At 72.4% G+C, this 23,024-nt stretch carries 21 protein-coding genes and 1 riboswitch; of the genes, 13 read left to right on the top strand and 8 right to left on the bottom strand.

All coding sequences use genetic code 11. From position 1 onward, the window contains the following. Nucleotides 1-52: 52 nt before the first annotated feature. Entirely contained in the window at nucleotides 53-1,177 is a 1,125-nt protein-coding gene (locus Dsi01nite_RS33740) for an ROK family transcriptional regulator (RefSeq protein ID WP_203850375.1), read from the bottom strand. Between the two features lie 73 nt (nucleotides 1,178-1,250). Then, nucleotides 1,251-1,631 (bottom strand): DnaJ family domain-containing protein, encoded by a 381-nt coding sequence (locus Dsi01nite_RS33745; RefSeq protein ID WP_203850376.1) that lies wholly within the window; start codon nucleotides 1,629-1,631, stop codon nucleotides 1,251-1,253. A gap of 14 nt (nucleotides 1,632-1,645) precedes the next feature. Here Dsi01nite_RS33745 and Dsi01nite_RS33750 point away from each other — a divergent pair, with 14 nt between their 5' ends. Then, nucleotides 1,646-2,236, top strand: a complete 591-nt coding sequence (locus Dsi01nite_RS33750) for a DedA family protein (protein WP_203850377.1) — start codon at nucleotides 1,646-1,648, stop codon at nucleotides 2,234-2,236. Between the two features lie 6 nt (nucleotides 2,237-2,242). On the opposite strand, the gene Dsi01nite_RS33755 is transcribed toward Dsi01nite_RS33750, so the two are convergent. Next, nucleotides 2,243-2,872, bottom strand: a complete 630-nt coding sequence (locus Dsi01nite_RS33755; RefSeq protein ID WP_203850378.1) for a hypothetical protein — start codon at nucleotides 2,870-2,872, stop codon at nucleotides 2,243-2,245. A 194-nt stretch (nucleotides 2,873-3,066) separates the two neighbouring features. Between Dsi01nite_RS33755 and Dsi01nite_RS33760 the strand changes: the two genes are divergently transcribed. Beyond that, nucleotides 3,067-3,654 (top strand): chaplin family protein, encoded by a 588-nt coding sequence (locus tag Dsi01nite_RS33760; RefSeq protein WP_203850379.1) that lies wholly within the window; start codon nucleotides 3,067-3,069, stop codon nucleotides 3,652-3,654. A 288-nt stretch (nucleotides 3,655-3,942) separates the two neighbouring features. Here Dsi01nite_RS33760 and Dsi01nite_RS33765 read toward each other — a convergent pair whose 3' ends face one another. Both Dsi01nite_RS33765 and Dsi01nite_RS33770 read right to left on the bottom strand, forming a co-directional pair. Beyond that, entirely contained in the window at nucleotides 3,943-4,350 is a 408-nt protein-coding gene (locus Dsi01nite_RS33765; RefSeq protein WP_203850380.1) for a hypothetical protein, read from the bottom strand. 194 nt (nucleotides 4,351-4,544) lie between these two features. Then, entirely contained in the window at nucleotides 4,545-5,429 is an 885-nt protein-coding gene (locus Dsi01nite_RS33770) for a dihydrodipicolinate synthase family protein (protein ID WP_203850381.1), read from the bottom strand. A gap of 72 nt (nucleotides 5,430-5,501) precedes the next feature. Here Dsi01nite_RS33770 and Dsi01nite_RS33775 point away from each other — a divergent pair, with 72 nt between their 5' ends. The 8 genes from Dsi01nite_RS33775 to gcvP all read left to right on the top strand — a co-directional run bounded on the left by Dsi01nite_RS33775 (nucleotide 5,502) and on the right by gcvP (nucleotide 16,600). Further along, a complete protein-coding gene (locus tag Dsi01nite_RS33775; RefSeq protein WP_203850382.1) occupies nucleotides 5,502-6,452 on the top strand; it encodes a LysR family transcriptional regulator in 951 nt (316 codons plus the stop codon). A 144-nt stretch (nucleotides 6,453-6,596) separates the two neighbouring features. Beyond that, entirely contained in the window at nucleotides 6,597-8,027 is a 1,431-nt protein-coding gene (locus Dsi01nite_RS33780; RefSeq protein WP_203850383.1) for a DUF1800 domain-containing protein, read from the top strand. A 5-nt stretch (nucleotides 8,028-8,032) separates the two neighbouring features. After that, complete coding sequence (locus tag Dsi01nite_RS33785; protein ID WP_239136362.1) at nucleotides 8,033-9,307, top strand: DUF1501 domain-containing protein; 1,275 nt, start codon at nucleotides 8,033-8,035, stop codon at nucleotides 9,305-9,307. Nucleotides 9,308-9,408: 101 nt separating this feature from the next. Continuing rightward, on the top strand, nucleotides 9,409-9,816 hold the full coding sequence (locus tag Dsi01nite_RS33790; RefSeq protein ID WP_203850384.1) for a YciI family protein: 408 nt from the start codon (nucleotides 9,409-9,411) through the stop codon (nucleotides 9,814-9,816). Beyond that, on the top strand, nucleotides 9,813-10,970 hold the full coding sequence (locus Dsi01nite_RS33795) for an RNA polymerase sigma factor (RefSeq protein WP_203850385.1): 1,158 nt from the start codon (nucleotides 9,813-9,815) through the stop codon (nucleotides 10,968-10,970). Before Dsi01nite_RS33790 ends, Dsi01nite_RS33795 begins: the two co-directional genes overlap by 4 nt. Further along, nucleotides 10,967-12,286: a hypothetical protein gene (locus Dsi01nite_RS33800; protein ID WP_203850386.1), complete on the top strand. Its 1,320-nt coding sequence runs from the start codon at nucleotides 10,967-10,969 to the stop codon at nucleotides 12,284-12,286. The genes Dsi01nite_RS33795 and Dsi01nite_RS33800 overlap by 4 nt, the downstream gene beginning before the upstream one ends. Nucleotides 12,287-12,432: 146 nt before the next feature. Further along, entirely contained in the window at nucleotides 12,433-13,506 is a 1,074-nt protein-coding gene (locus Dsi01nite_RS33805) for a hypothetical protein (protein WP_203850387.1), read from the top strand. Between the two features lie 101 nt (nucleotides 13,507-13,607). Next, nucleotides 13,608-13,702, top strand: a riboswitch (glycine riboswitch). Between the two features lie 75 nt (nucleotides 13,703-13,777). Beyond that, complete coding sequence (gene gcvP / locus Dsi01nite_RS33810; protein WP_203850388.1) at nucleotides 13,778-16,600, top strand: aminomethyl-transferring glycine dehydrogenase; 2,823 nt, start codon at nucleotides 13,778-13,780, stop codon at nucleotides 16,598-16,600. A 21-nt stretch (nucleotides 16,601-16,621) separates the two neighbouring features. Here gcvP and Dsi01nite_RS33815 read toward each other — a convergent pair whose 3' ends face one another. Then, nucleotides 16,622-16,831 carry a DUF5999 family protein gene (locus tag Dsi01nite_RS33815; RefSeq protein WP_203850389.1) on the bottom strand — a complete coding sequence of 70 codons (210 nt, stop codon included), beginning with the start codon at nucleotides 16,829-16,831 and terminating at the stop codon, nucleotides 16,622-16,624. 132 nt (nucleotides 16,832-16,963) lie between these two features. Between Dsi01nite_RS33815 and Dsi01nite_RS33820 the strand changes: the two genes are divergently transcribed. After that, nucleotides 16,964-18,169 (top strand): chorismate-binding protein, encoded by a 1,206-nt coding sequence (locus tag Dsi01nite_RS33820; RefSeq protein ID WP_373318886.1) that lies wholly within the window; start codon nucleotides 16,964-16,966, stop codon nucleotides 18,167-18,169. A 38-nt stretch (nucleotides 18,170-18,207) separates the two neighbouring features. Here the strand turns inward: Dsi01nite_RS33820 and Dsi01nite_RS33825 are convergent, their stop codons facing one another. Further along, a complete protein-coding gene (locus Dsi01nite_RS33825; RefSeq protein ID WP_203850391.1) occupies nucleotides 18,208-19,923 on the bottom strand; it encodes a substrate-binding and VWA domain-containing protein in 1,716 nt (571 codons plus the stop codon). A 163-nt stretch (nucleotides 19,924-20,086) separates the two neighbouring features. On the opposite strand from Dsi01nite_RS33825, the gene Dsi01nite_RS33830 reads away from it, so the two are divergent. After that, nucleotides 20,087-20,581 (top strand): peptide deformylase, encoded by a 495-nt coding sequence (locus Dsi01nite_RS33830; RefSeq protein ID WP_203850392.1) that lies wholly within the window; start codon nucleotides 20,087-20,089, stop codon nucleotides 20,579-20,581. 2 nt (nucleotides 20,582-20,583) lie between these two features. Here Dsi01nite_RS33830 and Dsi01nite_RS33835 read toward each other — a convergent pair whose 3' ends face one another. Then, on the bottom strand, nucleotides 20,584-21,711 hold the full coding sequence (locus Dsi01nite_RS33835) for an alanine racemase (protein ID WP_239136363.1): 1,128 nt from the start codon (nucleotides 21,709-21,711) through the stop codon (nucleotides 20,584-20,586). A 54-nt stretch (nucleotides 21,712-21,765) separates the two neighbouring features. Here Dsi01nite_RS33835 and Dsi01nite_RS33840 point away from each other — a divergent pair, with 54 nt between their 5' ends. Further along, entirely contained in the window at nucleotides 21,766-23,022 is a 1,257-nt protein-coding gene (locus tag Dsi01nite_RS33840) for a hypothetical protein (RefSeq protein ID WP_203850394.1), read from the top strand. The last annotated feature ends 2 nt before the right edge of the window (nucleotides 23,023-23,024 follow it).

The raw sequence follows: 23,024 nt of genomic DNA on the forward strand, positions 1-23,024 counted from the left end.
GGACGTCGGTCGATGCCGCCAGATCGGCCGACGTCCGTGGTTCAGGGGGCGGCTATGCGCCCGGTTGCCGCAGGGTGTCCAGCAGGGCCCGGCGCACGGCGGACAGCGCGGCGTCCGCGGCGCCCAGCAGGGGAGCGTCGTCCTCGACGGTGCTCACGGCGATCTCGGTGTCCAGGGGCGCCGCCCGCGACAGCGCCTTCGCGACCGCCTCGCCGAGCGCGGCCCCGCCGGCCCGGCCGATCTCCCCGCCGAGCACCACGAGTGGCGGGTCGAGCACCGCGACGATGGCGGCCAGGCCGAGCACGATCCGCTCGGCCAGCTCGCGCAGCAGCGCGGTGTCGGTGAGCGGTGCCCCTCGCTCCGCCGCGAGGGCGTGCACGGCGTCGCCGCTGACCAGGTCGTGGAAGTCCCGGAAGCCGTCGGCGGCGACCGGCATGTAGCCGATCTCGCCGGCGCCGCCCCGGGCACCACGCAGTAGCTTCCCGCCGCCGAGGTCGATGGCGAGGCCGAGACCCGCCTCGCCGAGCCACAGCAGCGCGAACCCGTCCGAGTCGTAGCCCTGCGCGGCGCCGTGGGCGCGTTCGGCGAGTGCGGCGAGGTTGACGTCGTTGTCGACCTCCACCGGCACGCCGGCCGCCGAGGCGAGGTCGTCGACGAGACCGCGGCGGCTCCAGCCGGGCACGTCGACGTGGTGGATGACCCGGTCCCGGGGGTCGAACGCGCCCGCCACGGCGAGCTGGACGTGGGCGACCGGGTCCCGGCCGACGCCGGCCGCCGCGCACAGCGCGTCGATGGTGCCGGTGACGGCGGTGACCGGGTCGGTGTGGGTGAAGTCGACCGGGACGGCGAGCCTGGCCCGCTGGACGCCGCGCAGGTCGTGCAGCGACGCGGTCAGCGACGGCGCGCCGTCACGCACCGACATGGCGACGGCGTAGGCGGCGTCGGGGTTGACCGCGTACACCTCCGCGTTGGGGCCGGGCCGGCCGGTCTCGTGGCCGGCGCCGACGACCAGGTCGGCGTCGGCGAGCCGCTTGACCGCCTCGGAGATCGTCGGCTTGGACAGTCCGGTGAGGGAGCGCAGCTCGGCGCGCGTGAGCTGGCCGTGGTCGAGCAGGTGCCCGAGCGCGGCCGCCTCGTTGAGCGCCTTGAGCAGCTTTGAGGATCCGCCCAGCGGCATTTGCTGTCGCCCCCAACTAATAGGCAGATTGACTAACAGTTGGTGGAACCGTAGGTGCCCTCAGGCGGTCATGTCAACGGCCCGTTCTCCACTGCCGCACGATCTCCTCCGCGTCCAGCGGGGGAAGGATGGTCGCCGGCCCGTCCAGCATCCCGCGCCGGGCCTGCTCGATGCGGGTGTTCAGGTCCGCGACGACCTTGCGCACCCGTTCCTCGGTCCGCAGCGTCGGCAGCAACGACGGCAGGTCCTCGACCTCGCGGCGCAGCCGCAGCGTCGGCGGGACCCCACCCGGCAGACCCTCCCGCCGGGCGAGGTCACGGATCCACCAGTCCTCGTCGTAGAGCTCCCCGCGGTCCGGCAGCGGCTTCCCGGCCCCCGGCAGGTCGTCGAAGGCCCCCGCCTCCTGGGCCTCGCGGATCTGCCGGTCGATGTGCGACTCGTACCAACTCGACATGATCTCATTGTCCCGTGGAACAACTGGAGCGCTACGGCTATCCCGCCCTCGCCCTGCTCGTGCTGCTGGAGGGGATCGGCATCCCCACCCCGGCGGTGAGCGTGGTGGTGGCCGCCGCGGTGCTCGCCGGGCACGGCTCGATGAGCCTGCCGCTGGTCGTCGTGATCACCTTCGCCGCCGCCGTCGCCGGCGACAACCTCGGGTTCTGGCTCGGCCGCCGGGCCGGCCGCCCGGTGATCCTGCGGTGGGGCCGCCGGGTGGGTCTCACCGAGCCGCGGCTCACCCGCGCCGAGGAGTTCTTCGCCCGCCGCGGCCGCAACATCGTCGTCGTGGCCCGGTTCATCGACGGCCTGCGCCAGACCAACGGCCTCATCGCCGGTGCGATCGCCCTGCCCTGGCGCCAGTACGCGGTCCGCGACGCGATCGGCGGTGCGCTGTGGACCGCGCTGTGGGTGTCGGTCGGCGCCTTCGCCGGCGGCAACCTCGAGCGGGTCCGGACCTTCGTGCACCGCTACGAGACGCCGGCGATCGTGCTGGCCGCGCTGCTCGTGTTGTCGTTTTCGCTGGTGTACGTGTGGCGCCGCCGCCGCCGGGCCGTCCGGTGACCCGGGTCAGCAGGCGGCGGTGGCCTGCTCGCGGAACGCCTCGAGGGTCATGGCCCGCTCGTCGAGGCTGTGTCCCTTGTGCGTCCACACCTCGCCGTCCTTGAGCCCGTCCAGGTCGTCGAGGGTGAAGTCGACCCACGTGATGTCGGGTTGGGCGCTGCTGACGTAGGCGGTGTAGCTGCCGGTGGACGAGAGGTGTGGCGGACCGGGGGGCAGTCCCCAGATCGGTGTGTCCTGCCAGCCCTGCGGGGTGGTGCCGATCTCGATGGTCCACGCCTGGCCGGTGTCGCTGACGTTGGCGACCCGCCAGATGTCACCCTGGGCGCCGCCGGTCGCAGGCCCGCCGACGGCCCATCCGGCCGGCCACGACCCGCTGGCCCCGCCAGCCGTGCTGGGTGCCGTGCCGCCTGGCGCCGGTGTCACGGCGGACGGCGGGGCGGACGGCGCCGGTTCCGGCCCGCGCAGGTAGACGCCGTGCACGGTGCCGCCGGGGCACGCCTGGATGTGCAGGATCGGGCGGCCGGCCGGGTTGCGCCCGACGGCGAGCAGGGGTTCTGAGGGCGGCGAGCACGCCGACAGCCCACCAAGGGCAAGCGCCGCGACGAGCGCGGCTGCGGGGAGACGGGCGGGGCGCATGGACACGAGTATCGCGAAGATCGGTGGGTGTCGCTGACCCGTTGGCGCCACGCCGGAGCCGGCTACATTACGTAACCTTGCGGGTGCATTGCGTGACTGTTTTTCGTGAAATATCCGTCCAGGACTCGCATTTCGGGTTAAGTGGGGGTCGCGACGGACGTTCACCGTCGATCACTCGTCGAAAGGTCGTCATCATGAATCGCTGGCTCATCCGGTCGGTGCAGATCGCCGCGCTGTCCTTGGGTGGCCTCGCGCTCACCGGCACCGCCGCCCACGCCGACTGGGTCAGCGGGCCCAATGTCGGGTTCGGCAACGGCAACCAGTCCTCGACCACGGTCCAGGTGCCGGTGAACATCTGCGGCAACGCAGTGGCGATCGTCGGCTTCGCGAACGCCAACTGCTCCGGTGGCGCCTACGCCTACAACGGCGACGGCGGCAGCTGGAGCGGTGCCGGGAACTCCAACGGCAACGGCAATGGCAACGCGAACGCCACCAGCCACAAGAAGAAGAAGCACAAGAAGCACAGCGCCAACAGCAACTCGTACGGCAACAACAACTCGTACGACGACAACAACTCGTACTACCACAACAACTCGTACGGCAACGGCAACGGCAGCAACGGTGGCGGCGGCGCGTACGCGTACAACAGCAACGGCGGCAACTGGACCACGGGCTACAACGTCGGTTTCGGCAACGGCAACCAGTCCTCGAACACCTTCCAGATGCCGATCAACGTGTCGTGCAACTCGGTCGCCGTGATCGGGTTCGCGTCCAGCTGCTGACCCGGCAGCTGAGACGCAGAGGCACCGCCTGCCTCGCCTCGTAGAGCGTTGGCCGATGTCCGCGGCTGGATCAGCCCTCCCCGCGGTACACCGGCCAACGCTTTCTGGGCTTTTCCAGGGCTTTCTAGGGCTCTCTAGTGGATCAGCGGCGCCGCTGTCCCGTGATCCGGAAGACCTTGTGTACTCCTGGGTGGTCAAGGTCTTCCGGATCACGACGAAGCCGGCCAGCTGCGGGGCTGACCGGCTTCGGGGTGAGGCGCTGAGACGGAGGTGCTTAGTTGGAGGCGCTTAGTTGGAGGCGACGCCGAGCTCGCCGGCACCACCGGTGTGCAGCTCCGTGGCGGAGGCGAACGACGTGTCCAGCTGGTGCTGGAGCGCGTCGAGCTGGCCGAACTCCGACGAGCTCGCGGACTCGGAGCCCTCGGCGGCGAAGATGTGGTCGGTCTCGGCCTCGTTGTGGTCGTACGAGGTGAAGTCCGACTCCTCGTAGTGCGCACCCGACGGGTTGGTGTACTCCACGTGGTGGCCCTGGTCGAAGCTGGTGGACTCGGCCGAGGCGTGGTCCTGCTCGAAGACGCCGAACTGCGAGTCGTAGTTGTTCTCGCTGCCCTCGACCTGGTGGAGCTGGTCCAGCGACTCGTGCTCCTGACCCGCCTCGACGTGGCCGTAGTCGGCGCCGGTGTCGAAGTCGCTCATGGGTGTTCCCCCTCAGTTGCTAACGCTTGGTGACAACTCGACGGTACGTGCTGTTCAACAACCGGGTATCCCCCGAACGTGCCACCGTGCCAAGCTGGTCGAACCGTCCGGTATGTGAATCCGTGGGGCAAGCGCGCCGATGACGCCGGCGGGTGATCGTGCCGTGACGATGCATCGATGTCCGCCCGTGGTGTTCACCCGGTCGTGGCGCCCGCCGTGACACGGTCGAGGGCCCGCAGCGCCGCGGTGGTTGCCGCCGCCGAGGCGGGCAGCAGCGGCAGCCGCACGTCCGGGGTCGGGATCCGCCCGGTCGCGTGCAGGACGGCCTTGATGACGGCCGGGTTCGGCTCGGCGAACAGCGCCGCCGACACCGCCGCGAGCGCCGTGCCCAGGCGCCGGCCGCGCGGCACGTCGCCGTCGCGCCACGCCTCGGCGAGGGCCACGAACGCACCGGTCGCCACGTGCGCGGAGGCCAGGATGCCGCCGGCCGCGCCGATCGCGAGCAGTGGCGCGATCACCGTGTCGTCGCCGCCGAGGACCGCGAACGCGGCCGGCAGGCCGCCGAGGAACGCGACCGTGTCGCCGCTGACCGCGCCGTCGGACAGCTTCATCCCCACCACGCCCGGGATCGCGGCGATCTCCAGCAGCGACGCCACGTCCAGGGGCTGCCCGGTGCGGTACGGCACGTGGTACACCACGACCGGCACCGGCGACGCGGCGGCGACGGCCCGCAGGTGGGCGAGGACCCCGGCCGCGCCCGGTCGCGTGTAGGGCGGCACGACGACCATCGCCGCGTCACCCCGGACCTCACGGACCGCGGCGACCGTCCCGGCGGTCGAGCTGCCGCCGACCCCGACCAGTAGCGGCACCCCGTGCCGCGCGCAGGCGTCGCGGCAGACGTCGACGACCGCGGCCCGCTCCGCGTCGCTCAGCGTGGCCGGCTCCCCGGTCGTGCCCAGCGCGACCAGTCCGGCCGCCCCCTCGTCGAGGACGTCCCGGGCGAGGGCGGACAGCGCGTCGAGCGCCACCGTCCCGTCGGCGTCGAACGGTGTCACCAGCGGTACGAAAATTCCCTTCATGCCAAGCAAGCGTGCAGGGGGTGCAGCGGAAGGTCCAGTTCACGTTCGTCGCGGCGAGCATAAGCTGAGCTGATGCTCGACGTCCGCAAGCTGCGCCTCCTGCGCGACCTCGCCGACCGCGGCACCATCGCCGCCGTCGCCGCCGCCCACAACTACACCCCGTCGGCGGTGTCGCAGCAGCTCGCCGCCCTGGAGCGGGAGGCCGGTGCGGCGCTGCTGGCCCGCACCGGCCGCGGTGTCACGCTGACCCCCGCCGGTGCGGTCCTCGCCGCGCACGCCGAGGAGGTCTTCGCCGCCCTCGAACGGGCCACCGCCGCCCTCGCCGCGACCCGCACCGGCCTGACCGGGCCGCTGCGCATCGGCGCGTTCCCGACCGCGATGCGGACCCTGCTGCCCACGGCGCTCGCCACCCTCGCCCGCGAGCACCCGGGCCTGGACCTCACCGTCGACGAGCTCGACCCGGCGCTGGTCCCGGCCCGGCTGCGCGACGGCTCCCTCGACGTCGCGCTCGTGCACGACTACGACCTGGTCCCGATCGCCCCCGACCCGGCCCTGGAGACGGCGCCCCTGCTGGACGAGACGATGTACCTCGCCGCGACCCGGCCCCTGGACCTCGCCGCCTGCCGCGACGAGCGGTGGATCCTCGCCGGGCCCGGCACGCTGTGCCACACGATGACGATCCGGGCGTGCGAGGCGGAGGGGTTCCTGCCCCGGGCCCGCCACCACGCCGACGACTTCGTGACCGTGCTGACCCTCGTCGCCGCCGGCCAGGGCGTCGCGGTCGTCCCGGAGCTCGCGCTGCGCCCGCCGTCCTCGCCGTCCGCCGCGGCGGCGGCGGCGCCGTCCTCGCCGTCCGATCCGGCGCCGGTCGGGCCGTCCGGTCCGGGTGCGGCGCCGGTCGCGCCGGCCGGGGTGGTGCTGACGCCGTTGCGAACCCGCCGCCGGACCCGCTTCGCCTACCGGGCCGGCACCGGCGCGCACCCGTCGATCGCCGCCTTCACTGCCGCCGTCCGCGCCGCCTGACTCATGATCCGGAAGGCCTTGTGCACCCCTGGGTGGTCGAGGTCTTCCGGATCACGGCGGGCGCGTGGTGCGGACCAGGTGCCGTGGGGGAGCGCGACGGGCACCCTCGTCAGACCGGCCGCCACCGTGTCGACGTGAGACGGCGTGACCGCTTTCACCCCCCAGGACCCGGTCCTGCACCTGCTGCGCCGCGCCACCTACGGACCGAACCCGGCCGCCGAGGCCGAGATCCGCGACATCGGCGCCGCCGCGTGGCTCAACCGGCAACTGGCCCCGGCCACCATCGACGACTCGGCGTGCGACGCGCTGCTCACCCGGTACCCACTGATCGGCCTCGACATCGCCGGCATCCGCGCGAAGGTCAAGGCCGGCACGCTGAAGTTCGGCGCGTGGGACGCGATGCAGCAGCTCGGCTCCGCCGCCGTGGCGCGGGCCGCGTGGAGCAAGCGGCAGCTGCTCGAGGTGATGGTCGACGTGTGGTCCAACCACCTCAACGTCACCTGCCCCTACGGCGAGGTGTGGGACAGCCGCACCGCCTACGACGGCCTCATCCGCAAGCACGCCCTCGGCCGGTTCGCCGACCTGCTCAAGGCGACCGCGACCGCCCCGGCGATGCTGTCCTACCTGGACAACCGCAGCTCCACCAGGGCCAAACCCAACGAGAACTACGCCCGCGAGCTGATGGAGCTGCACACCGTCGGCCTCATCTACACCGAGGCCGACGTCAAGGATGCCGCCCGGCTGCTCACCGGCCTCACCGTCGACAAGACCACCGGCCTGTACAAGTTCGACGCCACCCAGCACGCGACCGGCGCCGTCACCGTCCTCGGCTGGCGGCACGACAACGCCACCGCCGGCGGCGGCGAGGCGGCGGCCCTCGCGTTCGTGGAGATGCTCGCCCAGCACCCGGCGACCGCGGAGCGCATCGCCCGCAAGCTCTGCGTCCGCTTCGTCTCCGACGACCCACCGGCCGCGCTCGTCTCCCGGCTGCAGCAGGTGTACGTCCAGCAGAAGTCGGCGATCGGCCCGGTCCTGCGGGCGTTGTTCACGTCCCCGGAGTTCGCCGCCGCCATCGGGGCGAAGGTCCGCACCCCGTTCGAGGACCTCGCCGCCACCGTCCGGATCCTCGGCCTGCAACCCGAGGCGACCGGCACCGACGGCGTCCGCGGCCTCTACAACTACCTCGTCGACGCCGGCCACGCGCCGATGCGGTGGGCCCCGCCGAACGGCTACCCCGACGTCGCCGCCGCCTGGACCGCGCCGTCCAGCCTGCTCGTGCGCTGGAACGCGCACCTGAACCTCGCCGCCGGCTGGTACCCGAAACCCCTCGTGCGCCCCGCGTCCATGCTCGCGTCGCTGGTGCCGTCGCTGCCGGCCACGCACGGCGCCTTCATCGACGCCCTCGCGACCCGGCTCGTCGGCATGCCCCTGCAGCCGGTGCACAGCGCGGCGCTGCTGGGTTTCGTCGGCAAGACGGCGGCGAGCCCGCTGAAGGCCACCGACGCCGCCGTCACCGGCCGGCTGCCGCACCTCATCGCCCTCATCCTCGACTCGCCCTACTTCCTGGCCAGGTGACCGCTGTGACGCTGCCTTCCTCGACGCTGCCTTCCTCCTGCTGCACGCCCGACACGACCGGTCTGTCCCGCCGGGGGCTGCTCGGCCGGGCCGCCGCCATCGGTGCCGGCGCGGCCCTCACCGGGCTCGTCGGCGAGGGACTCGCCACCCGGCTGGCGTTCGCCGGCACCCCGTACACCGGCGACACCATCGTCGTGCTGTCCCTGCGCGGCGGCTTCGACGGGCTGTCCGCCGTCGTGCCGATCGGTGACCCCGACTACTACACCGCCCGCCCCACGATCGCCGTGCCGAAGGCGTCGGTCATCGCCGGGGACGGCACCTTCGGGCTCAACCCGGCGTTCGCGCCGCTGCTGGCCCGCTGGACCGCCGGCACGTTCGGCGCGGTCCACGCCGTCGGCCAGCCCAACCCGTCCCGCTCGCACTTCCAGGCGATGGAGGACCTCGAGCGCGCCGCCGCCGGCACGTCCGTGCGCACCGGCTGGCTGGACCGGATGCTCGGCGTCGCCGGTGCCACCGCCCCGACCGCCGGGGTCGCGATGGGCGCCACCAGCCCCGCGCGGCTGTTCGCCGGGCCGGCCCCCGACGTGTCGATGGCCGCCGTGGACACCTTCAAGCTCGCCGGCAACGACGCGAAGACCCCGATGGCGGCGACCCTCGCGAAGCTCTTCGACGGTGCCCCGGCGGTCCTGGCCGACCCGGCCCGCGCCGTCAACGGCACCCTCGGCACCGTCGCGGCCCTCGGCGCGTACACCCCGGCGGCCACCTACCCGAACACCGCGCTCGGCAAGGCCCTGCGCGACGTCGCCCGCCTGGTCAAGGCCAACGTCGGGCTGATGGCCGCAACGGTCGACTTCGGCGACTGGGACATGCACGAGGGCCTCGGCACCGCCGTCAAGGGCCAGCGGATGCACGACCACCTCAACGAGCTCGCCCTGGCCCTGGAGGCGTTCGCGACCGACCTCGGCGCCGCGTTCAACCGGGTCACCCTGGTGACGTTGAGCGAGTTCGGCCGGCGCGTCGCGGAGAACGGCTCCCGCGGCGTCGACCACGGCAACGGCAACGCCATGCTCCTGCTCGGCGGCGGCGTCCGCGGCGGCCGTGTCCACGGCACCTGGCCCGGCCTCGCCCCGGCGAAGCTGGCCGCCGGAGACCTGGCCGCCACCACCGACTACCGCTCCGTCATCGGCGAGATCCTGCAGCGCCGCTGCGGTCTCGGCGCCCTGGGCGACGTGTTCCCGAACGTGACCCCGTCCTCCTACGGCCTGGTCGCCGCACGCTGATATTTTTCAGTTCAGGCAGGCCTGTGTGTCGAGAAGGCGGCGGCGGCTCCGTCCCAGGGGTGCAACGCCGCGTTCTTGCGGCCTTCCGGAGGAGAGCGACCATGAAGTACCTGCTGCTGAAGCACTACCGGGGCGGTCCGAAGCCGGCGCACGACTACGCGCCGATGGACCAGTGGACGCCGGAGGAGGTCGACGCGCACGTGCAGTACATGCGCGACTTCGCGGTCCGACTGCAGGAGACCGGCGAGCTCGTCGACGAACGTGCCCTCTCGCCCGAGGGCGCGTTCATCCGGTCCGACGGCGAGGGCCGCCCGCCGGTGACCGACGGCCCGTTCGTCGAGACCAAGGACCTCATCGCCGGCTGGATGGTCATCGACGTGGAGTCCTGGGACCGCGCCGTCGAACTGGCCGGCGAACTGTCCGCCGCCCCCGGCCCCGGCGGCCGGCCGATCCAGGAGTGGCTGGAGGTCCGGCCCCTGCTCACCATGTCGTTGACGGACCCGGAGTGAACGTATCCCTGCTGCGGGACCTGGTGCCCGCGGTGATCGGTGTCCTCGTCCGGCGCGGAGCGGACTTCGCGTCGGCCGAGGACGCCGTGCAGGAGGCCCTCATCAAGGCCCTGTCGACCTGGCCGGACGATCCACCCCGCGACGCGAAGGCCTGGCTGGTCGCGGTCGCCTGGCGCAAACACCTCGACGAAGTGCGCGCTGAGGCGTCCCGCCGCGGCCGTGAGCTCGCCGTGGACGCGCTCGCCCCGGACGGCCCGGCCCTCGCCACGGACGACACGCTGCGCCTGTACTTCCTGTGCGCGCACCCCACCCTGCCACCCGCCGCCGCGGTCGCCCTGACCCTGCGCGCCGTCGGCGGCCTGACCACCCGGCAGATCGCCGCGGCGTACCTGGTCCCCGAGGCGACCATGGCCCAGCGCATCAGCCGCGCCAAGAAGCGTCTCGCGGGCCAGCCGCTCGACCAGCCCGGCGACCTCGGCACGGTGCTGCGGGTCCTGTACCTCGTCTTCAACGAGGGCTACAGCGGCGACGTCGACCTGGCCGCCGAGGCGATCCGGCTCGCCCGGCAGCTGACCACGCTCACCGACGAGCCCGAGGTCGCCGGGCTGCTCGCCCTCATGCTGCTGCAACACGCCCGCCGCGCCTCCCGGACCGACCCCGGCGGCCGCCTCGTGCCCCTCGCCGCACAGGACCGCTCACGCTGGGACACCACCCTCATCGCGGAGGGCGTGACGATCCTGCAGACCGCCCTGGCCCGCGACCGCCTGGGCGAATACCAGGCGCAGGCCGCGATCGCCGCCCTGCACGCCGACGCGTGCTCGGCCGAGGAGACCGACTGGGTGCAGATCGTGGAGTGGTACGACGAGCTGCTCACCCTGACCGGCAGCCCCGTCGTGCGCCTCAACCGCGCGGTGGCCCTCGGCGAGGCCGACGGCGCACAGGCGGGCCTGGCGGCCCTGGCGGCCGTGGATCCGTCCGTGCCCCGCTTCACGGCCGTGTCGGCCCACCTGCACGAACGCGCCGGCGACCTGGCCCGCGCCGCCGACCTCTACGCCGAGGCCTCCCACGCCGCCCCCAGCCTCCCGGAACGCGACCACCTCACCCGCCAGGCCGCCCGCGTCCGCCACCACCTGCGCCCCCGGACACCCCCGTGACCACCATCGTGTTTGACGACGGTGTCGTGGCCCGGAATGTCGGGCCCCTCACCGGCCGGGTGCCGGCCGAGCTGTTGGGTCTTCTCGTGGCCGCCGGTTTCTGGACCCCGCAGCAGGCGCTTGCTCACGCACTGAACCCTGACAGTCTCCGTGATCGCAGCGCCGCGCTGTACCGGCGTCTGCCGGACCCGATGCCCACCGATCCCCGCGGGATTGCCGCCGCCGAGGGTGCCCCCACCGTCCAACACCAGCGCGATGAGGTCCAGGCCAACGCCCTCGCCGACGTCGCCCCGTTCCTGCCGCCGCAGCTCATCGGCGAAGCGCTGACCGTGGCCGCCGCCATCGGTGGCGAGCCGTACCGGGCATGGGCGCTGAAGCACCTGTTGCCCTGTGTGCCCGGCGACCTTCTCGGCGTGGCGGTCCCTGCAGTCACGGCATTCACCGACCAATACTGGCTGGCCACCACGCTGGCCGCGGCCCTGCCACACGTGCCGCCGGGACAACGCCCGGCCGTGCGGTCCGATGCCGTCGCAGCCGTCGCCGCGATTGATCGCCTGCCCCGCCGTGTCGAGGCGTCCGCCGCCCTGGCCCGGCACCTTCCCGCAGCGCAACGGACCACCCTGCTCCGCGAGGCGCTGGCCCTCGTCGCGGACCTGCCACCGCACGACCGGCCCCGCCTGGTCGGCATCCTCGCCCCGCACCTGCCGCCCGCACTGCTCGACACGGCGCTGGCCATGACGGCCGGGCTCCCCGATGAAGAGCGGCTCGAGACCTGGGGAGCCCTGCTCCCGCACCTGCACGGCGAGCAACGGGCCACCGTGCTGCGCGACGCTGTCCACACCGTCGACGGCATGGACCTGGCCGGTGCCGCCGTGGTCGGCCTTGCCGCGTTTCTGCCCATCGACACGTTGACGGAGGTGGCACGTGCGGTCGGCGCCGTCACCGACCCGGAAAGTCGCGCGATCTGGTTGATCGACCTGATCCCGCACCTGCCCGAACCGCTGCGGACAACGACGGCAGCCGACGTGCTCGTCGCGATCGCCGAGCTCGACAGCGAACGCTGGCGTGTGCGACTACTGTGCTGGCTCGCTCATGTGGGCGCCGACACGCACCTGGACCAGATCCTCACCGAGATGCTCACCGTCGCCCGCCAAGAATGGCGCACCGAGGGCCTGGTCGTGCTGGCACCCTGCCTATCGGCCGCACTTCGCCGCAGGGCCCTTGCCGCCACCGACGCCATCCCCGACCTCCACCGCCGTGCCGAGGCATGGGCTGCGCTCGCCGCCCACCAGACCCTGACCACCCGACAGACTTGAACACGCGGCCAGGTAACACCTGCTAGGCGCAGGTCAACCAGCGGGTACCCGGGCGAGGGCGGGTGGCCTCGCTCATGAGTCGGACAGCGGGTCCGGGTATCGTCCCGGCTGGTCCGTGAGGATCGGGGGCCGACCCGAGGAGGATCATGAGGCGCAGTGCCGCGCTGGCGGTCATGGTGATGGTTGCGGTGACGGTGAGCGGTTGCAGCTCGTCCGGAGGTGCCGACGCCGCCAAGGCCACGGGCCCGTCGGGCGCGTCGGGCGCGTCGGCCGAGTCCGGCGCGCAGGGCCTGTCGCCGGGCGCCTCGCCTGGGTCGTCCGGCCCATCGGCGTCAGGCGGCGCCGCTCAGGGCGCCTGCTCGATCTTCCCGGCCGACAACGTCTGGCACGCCGACGTGTCGAAGCTGCCCGTGCACCGGGACTCGGCGGCCTGGGTGGCCAGCATCGGGTCGTCCGCGCACGCGCATCCCGACTTCGGTGCCGGGCTCATCGACGGCGCGCCGTTCGGTATCCCGGTCACGACCGTCGGCGCGGGGCAGGCCACGGTCAAGGTCACCTTCGAGTACGCCGACGAGAGCGACAAGGGCCCCTACCCGATCCCGCGCAACGCCCGCGTCGAAGGCGGCCCGAACGCCGACGGCGACCGGCACGTCATCGTCCACGACACCGCGGCGTGCAAGGCATACGAACTGTTCGACGCCCACCCGAACGCGGACGGCTCCTGGAAGGCCGGCTCAGGTGCCGTGTTCGACCTGCGCCGCAACGACCTGCGCAAGGCGGGCTGGACGTCGGCGGACGCGGCCGGGCTGTCGATCCTCGCCGGGCTGCCACGCGCCGAGGAGGTCGTGGCCGGCCGGATCGACCACGCGATCCGCTTCACCGCGCCCCGCACGAAGAAGGCCTATGTCTGGCCGGCCCGCCACGCCGCCTCGTCGGCCACCGACGCGGCGCTGCCCCCGATGGGCGCCCGTTTCCGCCTGAAGGCTTCCGTCGACATCTCCAAGTTCCCCCCTCAGGCCCGCGTGGTGGCGCAGGCGCTCAAGCAGTACGGCGCGATCCTCTCCGACAACGGATCTGCATGGTTCTTCTCCGGCACCCAGGACGACCGGTGGAAGAACGACCAGCTCAACGCCTTGAAAGGCCTCTCCGGCAAGGACTTCGAGGCGGTCGACAGCTCGCTGCTGATGGTGGACGCGAACTCCGCCCGCTGCCGCCCCTGAATCATAACCTAGCTTCCTAGGACGCACTAGCGGCTGTGGCGTCGCACACGGGGAGCGACCATGGTCATGTTCGCGGTACTTGGTAGATTGGGCACGCCGGCAATACCCGCGCGGGAGAGACCGTCTGCACCCAGGACGGCGCCGAAGGGGCAAATCCTCCCCGGAACCTCTCAGGCAGAAGGACCGCGACGGGTTGGCACCTCTGGAGGCCACACGACAGAGGGGGAGGGACGCGCGCACCCCCGACCCCGGATCCGAAAGAGTGTGGCCAATGACCAATTTTGCCAGCCGGCACATCGGACCATCCCCGGACGAGCAGTCCCGGATGCTCAAGACCGTCGGGTATGACTCGGTCGAGGCGTTGATGACGGCCGCCATTCCCGGCTCCATCCGCTGGCACCAGCCGCTCGCGCTGCCCCTCGCGGCGTCCGAGGCCGAGGTGCTGGGGGAGCTGCGGGCTCTGGCGTCGGCCAACCGCACCCTGGTCAGCATGATCGGCCTCGGCTACTACGGCACCCACACGCCGCCGGTCATCCTGCGCAACGTGCTCGAGGACCCGTCGTGGTACACGGCCTACACGCCGTACCAGCCGGAGATCAGCCAGGGGCGGCTCGAGGCGCTGCTGAACTTCCAGACGGTGATCACGGACCTGACCGGCCTGGCGGTCGCGGGGGCGTCGCTGCTGGACGAGGCGACCGCGGCCGCCGAGGCGATGACCCTCGCCCGCCGGTCGTCGAAGGTCAAGGCCGACGTCTACGTCGTGGACAAGGACGTCCTGCCGCAGACCCTCGCGGTGATCCGGACTCGGGCCGAGCCGCTGAAGATCACCGTGGAGACCGTCGACCTCAGCACGGACAACCTGCCGGAGGAGTTCTTCGGCATCCACCTGCAGTACCCGGGCGCGTCCGGCGCGGTCCGCGACTACGAGCAGCTGACGGCGGAAGCGCACGAGAAGGGCGCGATCGTCACGTTCGCCGCGGACCTGCTCGCGCTGTGCCTGCTGCGTGAGCCGGGTGCGTTCGGCGCGGACGTCGCGGTCGGCAGCGCCCAGCGGTTCGGGGTGCCGATGGGCTTCGGCGGACCGCACGCCGGATACATGTCGGTCCGCAAGGGCCTGGAGCGCACGCTGCCCGGCCGGCTGGTCGGGGTGTCGAAGGACGCGGACGGCGCCCCGGCCTACCGGCTGGCGCTGCAGACCCGTGAGCAGCACATCCGGCGGGAGAAGGCGACCAGCAACATCTGCACCGCGCAGGTCCTGCTCGCCGTGACGGCCAGCATGTATGCGGTGTATCACGGTCCGGACGGGCTGCGGGGGATCGCCTCGCGCACGCACGACATGGCGGTGCGGCTGGCGGCGGGGCTGCGGGCCGGTGGGGTCACCACGGAGCACGAGGCCTTCTTCGACACGGTGACGGCGGTCGTGCCGGGCCGGGCGGAGCAGGTGACGCGGGCCGCCGCGGACCGGGGGATCAACCTGCGGCAGGTGGACGCCGACCGGGTCGGGATCGCGTGCGACGAGACGACGACGTTCGGTCACCTGCGCGACGTGCTGGCGGCGTTCGGGCTGTCGCACGTCGACGTGACGGAGCTGGACACCGCCGACGTGGTGCCGGCCGAGCTGCGGCGCACCAGCGACTACCTGTCGCACCCGGTGTTCGGCACGCACCGCTCGGAGACGGCGATGCTGCGATACCTCAAGCGCCTGTCGGACATGGACTACGCGCTGGACCGGGGGATGATCCCGCTCGGGTCGTGCACGATGAAGCTCAACGCGACCGTGGAGATGGAGCCGATCACCTGGCCCGAGTTCGCCAACGTGCACCCGTTCGCGCCGGCGTCGCAGACGCAGGGGTACCGGAAGCTGATCGGCGACCTGGAGCGGTGGCTGGCGGAGGTGACCGGCTACGACGCGGTGTCGCTGCAGCCGAACGCCGGCTCGCAGGGGGAGCTGGCGGGGTTGCTGGCGATCCGCGCGTATCACCACTCGCGGGGCGACACCGAGCGGGACATGTGTCTCATCCCGTCCAGCGCGCACGGCACGAACGCGGCCAGCGCCGTGATGGCCGGTATGCGGGTGGCCGTCGTGGCGTGTGACGAGCTGGGCAACGTGGACCTCGGTGACCTCGAGGCGAAGATCGAGCTGCACCGGGACCGGCTGGCCGCGATCATGGTCACGTATCCGTCGACGCACGGGGTGTACGAGACGGGCATCTCCGACCTGTGCGCGAAGGTGCACGAGGCGGGTGGCCAGGTGTATGTGGACGGTGCGAACCTCAACGCGCTGCTCGGCTACGCCAAGCCGGGGCAGTTCGGGGCGGACGTGTCGCACCTGAACCTGCACAAGACGTTCTGCATCCCGCACGGCGGTGGCGGTCCCGGCGTCGGCCCGGTGGCGGTCCGCGCGCACCTGGCGGCGTTCCTGCCGTCGCACCCGATCCTCGACCCGCAGGCGCCGGTCGGTCCGGTGTCGGCGGCGCCGTGGGGTTCGGCGGGGATCCTGCCGATCCCGTGGGCGTACCTGCGGCTGATGGGTCCCGACGGCCTGACCAGGGCGACGGCGACGGCGGTGCTGGCGGCGAACTACGTGGCGGCGCGGCTGCGGGAGCACTACCCGGTGCTGTACAGCGGCAGCGAGGGCCTCGTCGCGCACGAGTGCATCCTGGATCTGCGCACGATCACGAAGGCGACCGGGGTGAGCGTCGCGGACGTGGCGAAGCGGCTCATCGACTACGGCTTCCACGCCCCGACGATGTCGTTCCCGGTGACCGGCACGCTGATGGTCGAGCCGACCGAGAGCGAGGACCTGGCGGAGCTGGACCGGTTCTGTGACGCGATGATCGCGATCCGTGCGGAGATCGACCGGGTCGCGGCCGGCGAGTGGCCCGCCGGGGACAACCCGCTGGGCAATGCGCCGCACACGGCCGCGGCCGTCATCGCCGACGAGTGGGAGCACGCCTACCCGAGGTCGCTTGCCGCGTATCCGGCCGGCGTGTCGGTGGCGAAGTACTGGCCACCGGTGCGGCGGATCGACGACAGCTACGGCGACCGGAACCTGGTGTGCTCCTGCCCGCCGGCGTCAGCTTACGAGGAGTGATTGACTACTGAGGGTGACGAATCAGGCGGCTCGGACCAGGACATGCATGGCCGGGCCGCGGTGCGGTTCGATCACGCTGCAGTCGGGGAGAAGCTCTCCGGTGTCCTCGAAGACGATCACTCCGTTGCACAGGAGGCTCCACCCCTGTTCGGGGTGCGCGGCCGTGATCCTGGCGGCTTCGTGGTCGGAGTCGGCGGCTGAGGGACACGATGGTTGGTGCTGGCAGAGCATCGGGGGTCTCCGATTGAGAGGTTCAGTTGAGGCCTGTGTGGTTGTTCACATGACCAGGGATGCACGCTACTACGGCCAACGACTTGATTCCGAACACGTTGCGACACAACTTGGGGATAATCCGCCATTCGTATGAGCACATTAGGACCGGTCGTCGGGTATCGGCCCGGGTCGGTGGATCTTCATCCTCCCGGGTCCGTCCCGTCGTGCATGCCACACGTATGGGAGCGTTCCCGGCTCGAGTGGCATTCCCGCGACGGCGGTGATCCGCTGTCGATCCTCGAGGCGTTCCTCGCCGCCGCCGGACTTCCCGTCAACGATGTCTCGCGATCACACACCGTGACGGACACGGTGTGCGGTGCCGCGGTGCTGCTCGCGCCGCCGTCGCGGGTCGCGTCCCCGGCGCCGACGGTGCCGGACCTCGTCGCGGTCGTCTACGGCCACGCACCGGCGCCCCCCGGCTCCGGTGCGCAAGCGCCGCGCACTGCGCGGGCCGGTGGGACGGTGGGTCCGTGGGCGCCGAGCTGGAGCGCCGCCGAGCACGGGGCCGCGGTCGAGGCGGTCCGCGACGCGATCGCCCGCGGCGACGTCTACCAGGCCAACGTCGTTGGCCACGCGAGTGCCCCGTTCGCCGGTGACCCGCGGGCCGCCCTGGGCCGGGTCGCGGCCCTCCCGGGTGCCCGCTACGGCGGCGTGCTGTGCGGTGGTGGCACCCGGGAGACCCCGGCCTGGTGGATCGCGTGTGCGTCGCCGGAGACGCTCGTCGAGGTCACCGGCGGGCGGGCGGTGACGCGCCCGATCAAGGGCACCCGGCCCGCGACCGAGCAGGGCCGCACCGACCTGCTGGCGTCCATCAAGGAACGCGCCGAGCACATCATGATCGTCGACCTGGAGCGCAACGACCTCGGCCGGGTGGCCCGCACCGGCACCGTCCGTGTCGACGAGCTCTTCGCCATCCGCCGCTGGTCCCGGCTGTGGCAGGCCGAGTCGACCGTCAGCGCCCAGCTCGCCCCCGGGGTCGGCCTCGCCGCGCTGCTCGGCGCGGTGTGGCCGGGCGGTTCGGTGACCGGTGCCCCGAAGCTGGCCGCGATCGACGTGGTGAGCGCCCTGGAGCCGGTCGGTCGCGGCCCGAGCATGGGCGCCGCCGGCTGGGTCGGGCACGGCCCCGACGGTCGGCTGCGCATCGACCTGGGCCTGACCATCCGCACCGTCGCGGTCGCCGACGGGCTCGCGCACGTCTGGGCGGGCGGCGGCATCGTCTGGGACAGCGACCCGGCCGCCGAGGTCGCCGAGGCCGCGGCGAAGACCGCCCCGATCAAGGCGGCCCTGACCGCCTGACCCGCGACGAGCGGGAGGCGGCGGTCAGGGCCGGTGTATCAGACCTTGCCGAAGATCGCCGTGAGCAGCACCTCGTTGATGTCGAACGCGGTCTTCGAGGTGTACAGGGCGCCGCCGCTGACCCGCGAGATCTCCTGCAGGGCCACGAAGTCGGCGTCGTTGCCGTATCCGACGGTGACGATCGGCACCTTCTTGTCGCTGGTGGCGTTCGCCTCGAGCTTGGGCCGCAGCTGGTCGAGGGTGAGGCCGCCGGTGGGGTCGTCGTTCTTGCCGTCGGTCATGAGCACGACCAGGTTGGTGGCGCCGGGCTTGTACGCGTCCACGACCGCCTGTTGCGCGGCGGCGGCGGTGTCGTACAGGCCGGTGTCGCCGACCGGGGCGAGCTTGTCGATCGCGGCGACCATCTGGTCCCGGCGGAGCTTGCCGTTGACCTGGTCGCCGACCCGGCCGATCGGGATGAGCTGCTTGTAGTCCTGCTGGCCGTTCTGCCGGGTGGAGAAGACCCACAGGCCGGCGTCGACGTCGCCGTCGAAGAGCTGCACGGCCTCGCGGGCGGCGTCCTTCGCCAGCTGCATGCGGTTGCGTCCGGTGCCGGGGACCTGCTCGGCCATCGAGCCGGAGATGTCCAGCACGATCAGGACGTTGGTGGGCCGGGTCAGTGCCGTCCACGAGTCCATCGACTGCTTCACCGACTCGGGCAGCAGCACCGCCCGCGGCACCGTCTTGAGCTTGGCGCTGAACGCGTTGTTGCCGCTGATGGCGGTGCCCGCGTCGCGGTTCGGGTCACGGAACCCGGCGTCGAGGAACACCTTGCGCCCGTCCGGGCCGCGCAGGTACGCCAGGAACAGCCGGGCCACGTCCTGCTTGTCCTTCTCCGCCCACGGCGCGTCGAGGACGAGGTACGGGTTGTCGGCGTCGGCGCTGCCGTTGGACGGGTACACCGCGACCAGCGGGACCTTCGGGTTGGTCTTGTTGTACGCCAGGACGTCCTGCTCGAGGGCGGGGAACGCCGAGATGTACTGCAACGCGGCGGCCTGATCCTGGTCGTCGGCCTTGCCCAGGCCGTCCAGCAGCTGCGCGGTGGTGTCGGTGTAGACGGCGCGTTCCTGCTTGAGCTTGGCGAGGGTGGCCTGCTCCTCGGCGGTGACCTCACCGTCGTCGTTGCCGTCCAGGATCGCCATCAGGGCGAGCAGGCCGGCGGTGGACTGCAGCGGGTCGCTCATCCCGAACTTGAACTTGCCCCAGTCGCCCTTGCCGTACTTCGCCCAGCCCTGCGGGTCGGCGGCGACCTTGTTGATGACGTCCTGCCAGGACAGCTCGCCGCCGGGCCAGCCGAGCGCCTCCGCCATCGGCTTCGGCATCGCCAGGACCGACGGGGTGCGGGCCAGCATCGGCTGCAGGTCCGGCATCATCCGCTCGGCGATCGCCGCGGTCGACGCGCGGCGCACCCAGGCGGTGGAGTCCGGCACCCACACGTCGGGCGGGGAGCCGGCCTTGGTGTCCCAGTCGGTGCCGAGGGCCTGCGCCATCGAGGCGGTCTCCCGGCCGGCGATCTCGACGCGGGCGCAACGCCCCGCGACGGTCGGGTCGCCGTCCGTCCACGATTTGGCGAGGGACTGCAGCAGCGGCGCCGTGCTCGGCGACGCGACGATCTTCGCGGTGACGGTGCCGTTACAGGAAGCTTTGACGAGCCGGCTGACGCCGTAGGCGGTGCCGCCGGCGACGAGCACGACGACGACCGCGCCGATGATCAACGACAGGCGCCGTGATCTGCGCTGAGCTGGGCTCTTGCGGTGTGACCGCACGTCCGCCCTGTCGGCCTGGTAGGCCATGGGTGTGCCTCCGGGGGTGGGAAGTCGGCATAGTTTAGGCCCTCGTCAACCGGCGTTCACGCCGCCCCGAAGTAGCCTGTGACGCGTGACGATCCGACCGATCCGGGTGCTCGGCGACCCGGTGCTGCGCACCCCCTGCGAGACTGTGACCTCGTTCGATGCCGAGCTGCGCGCGCTGGTGCGTGACCTGCTGGACACCGTGACCGGTGAGCCGGGCCGCGCCGGGGTCGCGGCCCCCCAGATCGGGGTGGGCCTGCGGGTGTTCTCCTACGCGGCGAACAAGCAGGTCGGCTACCTGGTCAACCCGACGATCACGGCGGTGGACGGCGCCCAGGACGGCGAGGAGGGCTGCCTGTCGATCCCGGGCCTGTGGTTCCCGACGCCGCGGGCGATGCACGCCACCGCGGAGGGGTTCGACGAGCACGGCGAGCCGGTGACGGTGTCCGGCAGCGGCCTCCTCGCGCGGGCGTTGCAGCACGAGACCGACCACCTCGACGGCACCCTCTACGTCGACACGCTCAAGGGCGACACCCGCCGCCAGGCACTGCGCGCGGTCCGCTCGCAGTTCGCGCCCCGCTGACCTCAGATGACGATGAGCTCCGGGTGGGCATGGCGCAGGAAGTCGTGGTGCGCCACCTCCCACCCGTAGGCGCCGGTGTTGGCGAACACCAGCACGTCCCCGGCCCGCACGGCGGTGACCGGCGCGTCGCGGGCCAGGACGTCGCGGGGATTGCACTGCTCACCGGCGACGTCCACGGTCGCGTCGCGGACCTGCGGCCGCTCGAACGGATACGGCCACGCGTCGACGGGCAGCACCGTGAACGGGTGGCTGTACCCCCACGACGCCGGCAGCCGGAAATGATGCGTGCCGCCGCGCACGACGACGAACCAGCGCCCGTGGGTCCGTTTGACGTCGAGGACCTCGGCGGCGTACCACCCGGCGCTGGCCGCCACGAACCGGCCCGGTTCCACGACGAGCGTCGCCCCGTCCGGGAGATCAAGATCACTGAGGGCGTCCCGGAACGCCTCGAGGTCGAACCTGCCGTCGCCGGCGATGTCGACCCCGAACCCACCGCCGACGTTGACGATCGGCGCCCGGACGCCCCACCGTCCGGCGGCCTCGCCGGCCCACGCGACGGCGTCGCGGATGTACGCGGCGTGCGCGGCCGCGTCGAGATTGTTGGACACCGCGTGCAGGTGGAACCCGGCGACGTCGAGGCCGCCTTCCCGGGCCAGCCGGACCGCCTCGGGCAGCAGCTCCTCGTCGATCCCGAACGCGGTCGGCACCCCCGCCATCGCATGGCTGCCCGGCAGGGCCGGGTGCGACCGGTTGACCCGCAGGCAGACCCGCGCAGGCCCGTACACCGTGAGCCGCCGCAACTCGTGCAGGCTCTCGACGTTGACCACGGCCCCGGCGGCCACCGCCGCGCGCAGGTCCGCGTCGGTCTTCGCGGGCCCGCTGAACACCGTGAACGGCGACCCGGCGGCGACGGCCGCGGCGAGCTCCCCGCCGGAGGCCACCTCGAGGCCGTCGACCTGGGTCAGCACCGCCGCCACGACCCGGTCGTCGCCGTTGGCCTTCATCGCGTACGCGATCCGGGTCCCGGCCGGCAGCGCCGCGCGCAGGGCCCGCACGTTGGCGTGCAGCGCGGCCCGGTCGTACACGTAGGCACAGACCGGCCGCTCGGCGGCGAGTATGGCGGCGGACACGTGCGGGGGAACCACCAGTCGACTCCAGTCCATGCACCGGTACGCTTCTCGGCGATGCAGCTCGACTCGACTGACCCGATCGCCCTTTGGCAGTACGCGGAACGGTATCTCGGCGTCGGGACCCGGACCTACAGCCCCTACGCCGGCGACCTCGACATCGACGACGCCTTCCATCCGCAGCGGGGCACGCCGACGTTCCAGCTGCCGACGTTCCAGGTCCCCGGCAGCGTGCACGTCGCCTCGCCGGTCGTGCCGTCGCCGCTGCCTTCGCTGTATCAGGGACTGCTGCCCGTGCATCCCAACGCGCTGGACGCCCCCGACCTCGTCGGCCGCGCTGAGCTGCTGGCCTCACCGCCGGGCCCGACGCTGACCGCGGTGCCGACCGCGAACGCCCGCACCGTCTTCGTCACCGCGATCGACGGCACCCCGGTCGAGCCGCACTTCGTGAAGCTGCACTACCCGCGCCGCCTGTCCCGCTTCACCCGCCGCCTGCGCAAGCCGGTGATCGAGCTGCAACTGTGGGTGTCCGACGAGCTCGTCCGCGTCGGCGCCCCGGTGCTGCCGGAGGTCGGCGGCGGCTGGTTCGGCGCGGGCTCCGGTCCGGGGTCTGGTTCGGCCTTCGGTCCGGGGTCCGGTTCGGGTTCCGGTCCGGGTTCCGGGTCCGGCGACGACGCCTGGGGCTTCCTGCTGCGCGCCGCCCGCCCCCTTGCCCCCGCCCCGGCGTGGACGGTGCCGCTGTTCGCCCTGTACGGCCGCGACCTGCACCACCCGACCGACCCGACCCTGCTGGAGCAGCTCGTCGACGCCTTCGACGAGGACCCCACGGCGTTCGTCGCCTCGCGGATCGTGGAGCCGATGGTGCGGCTGTGGGCGTCGGTGGCCCGCGACACCGGCTGCCCCCTGGAGACACACGGGCAGAACACGCTGTTCGCCTTCGACGTCCACCGCCGCGAGAGCCGCATCCTGTACCGCGACTGCGCGATCTACGTCGACGCGGCCCGCCGTGCCGGGCTGGGCCTGACGGGGCCGCTGCCACCGGCGAACGTGATCCCACGCGACGTGCCGATGGCCGCCGACGAGGTGTTCAGCCTCACCTACGACAGCTTCATGGGCCACCACGCCCTGTCCTACGTGGCGGCGCTCGCCGAGCAGCGCTGGGGCGTGCGCCCGTCGTCGCTGCACGCAGCCGCCCGGGCCGCCTTCACGGCACAGGACCTGCTCCCGCCGACGGTCTATTACTACGACGACGTCCTGTACGACAACAACGACTGGAAGCTGGTCGACACCGGGCGCCAGCCGGTGTGGCGGTAGGC

This window comes from Dactylosporangium siamense, assembly GCF_016862795.1.
Lineage (GTDB): Bacteria > Actinomycetota > Actinomycetes > Mycobacteriales > Micromonosporaceae > Dactylosporangium > Dactylosporangium siamense.

Excerpts from the sequence above, each read along its gene's own strand:
- Dsi01nite_RS33790 (WP_203850384.1), top strand. The coding sequence starts at position 9,409 with ATGAAGTACCTGCTGCTGAAGCACTACCGGGGCGGTCCGAAGCCGGCG.
- Dsi01nite_RS33840 (WP_203850394.1), top strand. The coding sequence starts at position 21,766 with ATGCAGCTCGACTCGACTGACCCGATCGCCCTTTGGCAGTACGCGGAA.
- Dsi01nite_RS33755 (WP_203850378.1), bottom strand. The coding sequence starts at position 2,872 with ATGCGCCCCGCCCGTCTCCCCGCAGCCGCGCTCGTCGCGGCGCTTGCC.
- Dsi01nite_RS33815 (WP_203850389.1), bottom strand. The coding sequence starts at position 16,831 with ATGCTCTGCCAGCACCAACCATCGTGTCCCTCAGCCGCCGACTCCGAC.
- Dsi01nite_RS33805 (WP_203850387.1), top strand. The coding sequence starts at position 12,433 with ATGAGGCGCAGTGCCGCGCTGGCGGTCATGGTGATGGTTGCGGTGACG.
- Dsi01nite_RS33765 (WP_203850380.1), bottom strand. The coding sequence starts at position 4,350 with ATGAGCGACTTCGACACCGGCGCCGACTACGGCCACGTCGAGGCGGGT.
- Dsi01nite_RS33770 (WP_203850381.1), bottom strand. The coding sequence starts at position 5,429 with ATGAAGGGAATTTTCGTACCGCTGGTGACACCGTTCGACGCCGACGGG.
- Dsi01nite_RS33820 (WP_373318886.1), top strand. The coding sequence starts at position 16,964 with ATGAGCACATTAGGACCGGTCGTCGGGTATCGGCCCGGGTCGGTGGAT.
- Dsi01nite_RS33745 (WP_203850376.1), bottom strand. The coding sequence starts at position 1,631 with ATGTCGAGTTGGTACGAGTCGCACATCGACCGGCAGATCCGCGAGGCC.
- Dsi01nite_RS33760 (WP_203850379.1), top strand. The coding sequence starts at position 3,067 with ATGAATCGCTGGCTCATCCGGTCGGTGCAGATCGCCGCGCTGTCCTTG.
- gcvP (WP_203850388.1), top strand. The coding sequence starts at position 13,778 with ATGACCAATTTTGCCAGCCGGCACATCGGACCATCCCCGGACGAGCAG.
- Dsi01nite_RS33740 (WP_203850375.1), bottom strand. The coding sequence starts at position 1,177 with ATGCCGCTGGGCGGATCCTCAAAGCTGCTCAAGGCGCTCAACGAGGCG.
- Dsi01nite_RS33775 (WP_203850382.1), top strand. The coding sequence starts at position 5,502 with ATGCTCGACGTCCGCAAGCTGCGCCTCCTGCGCGACCTCGCCGACCGC.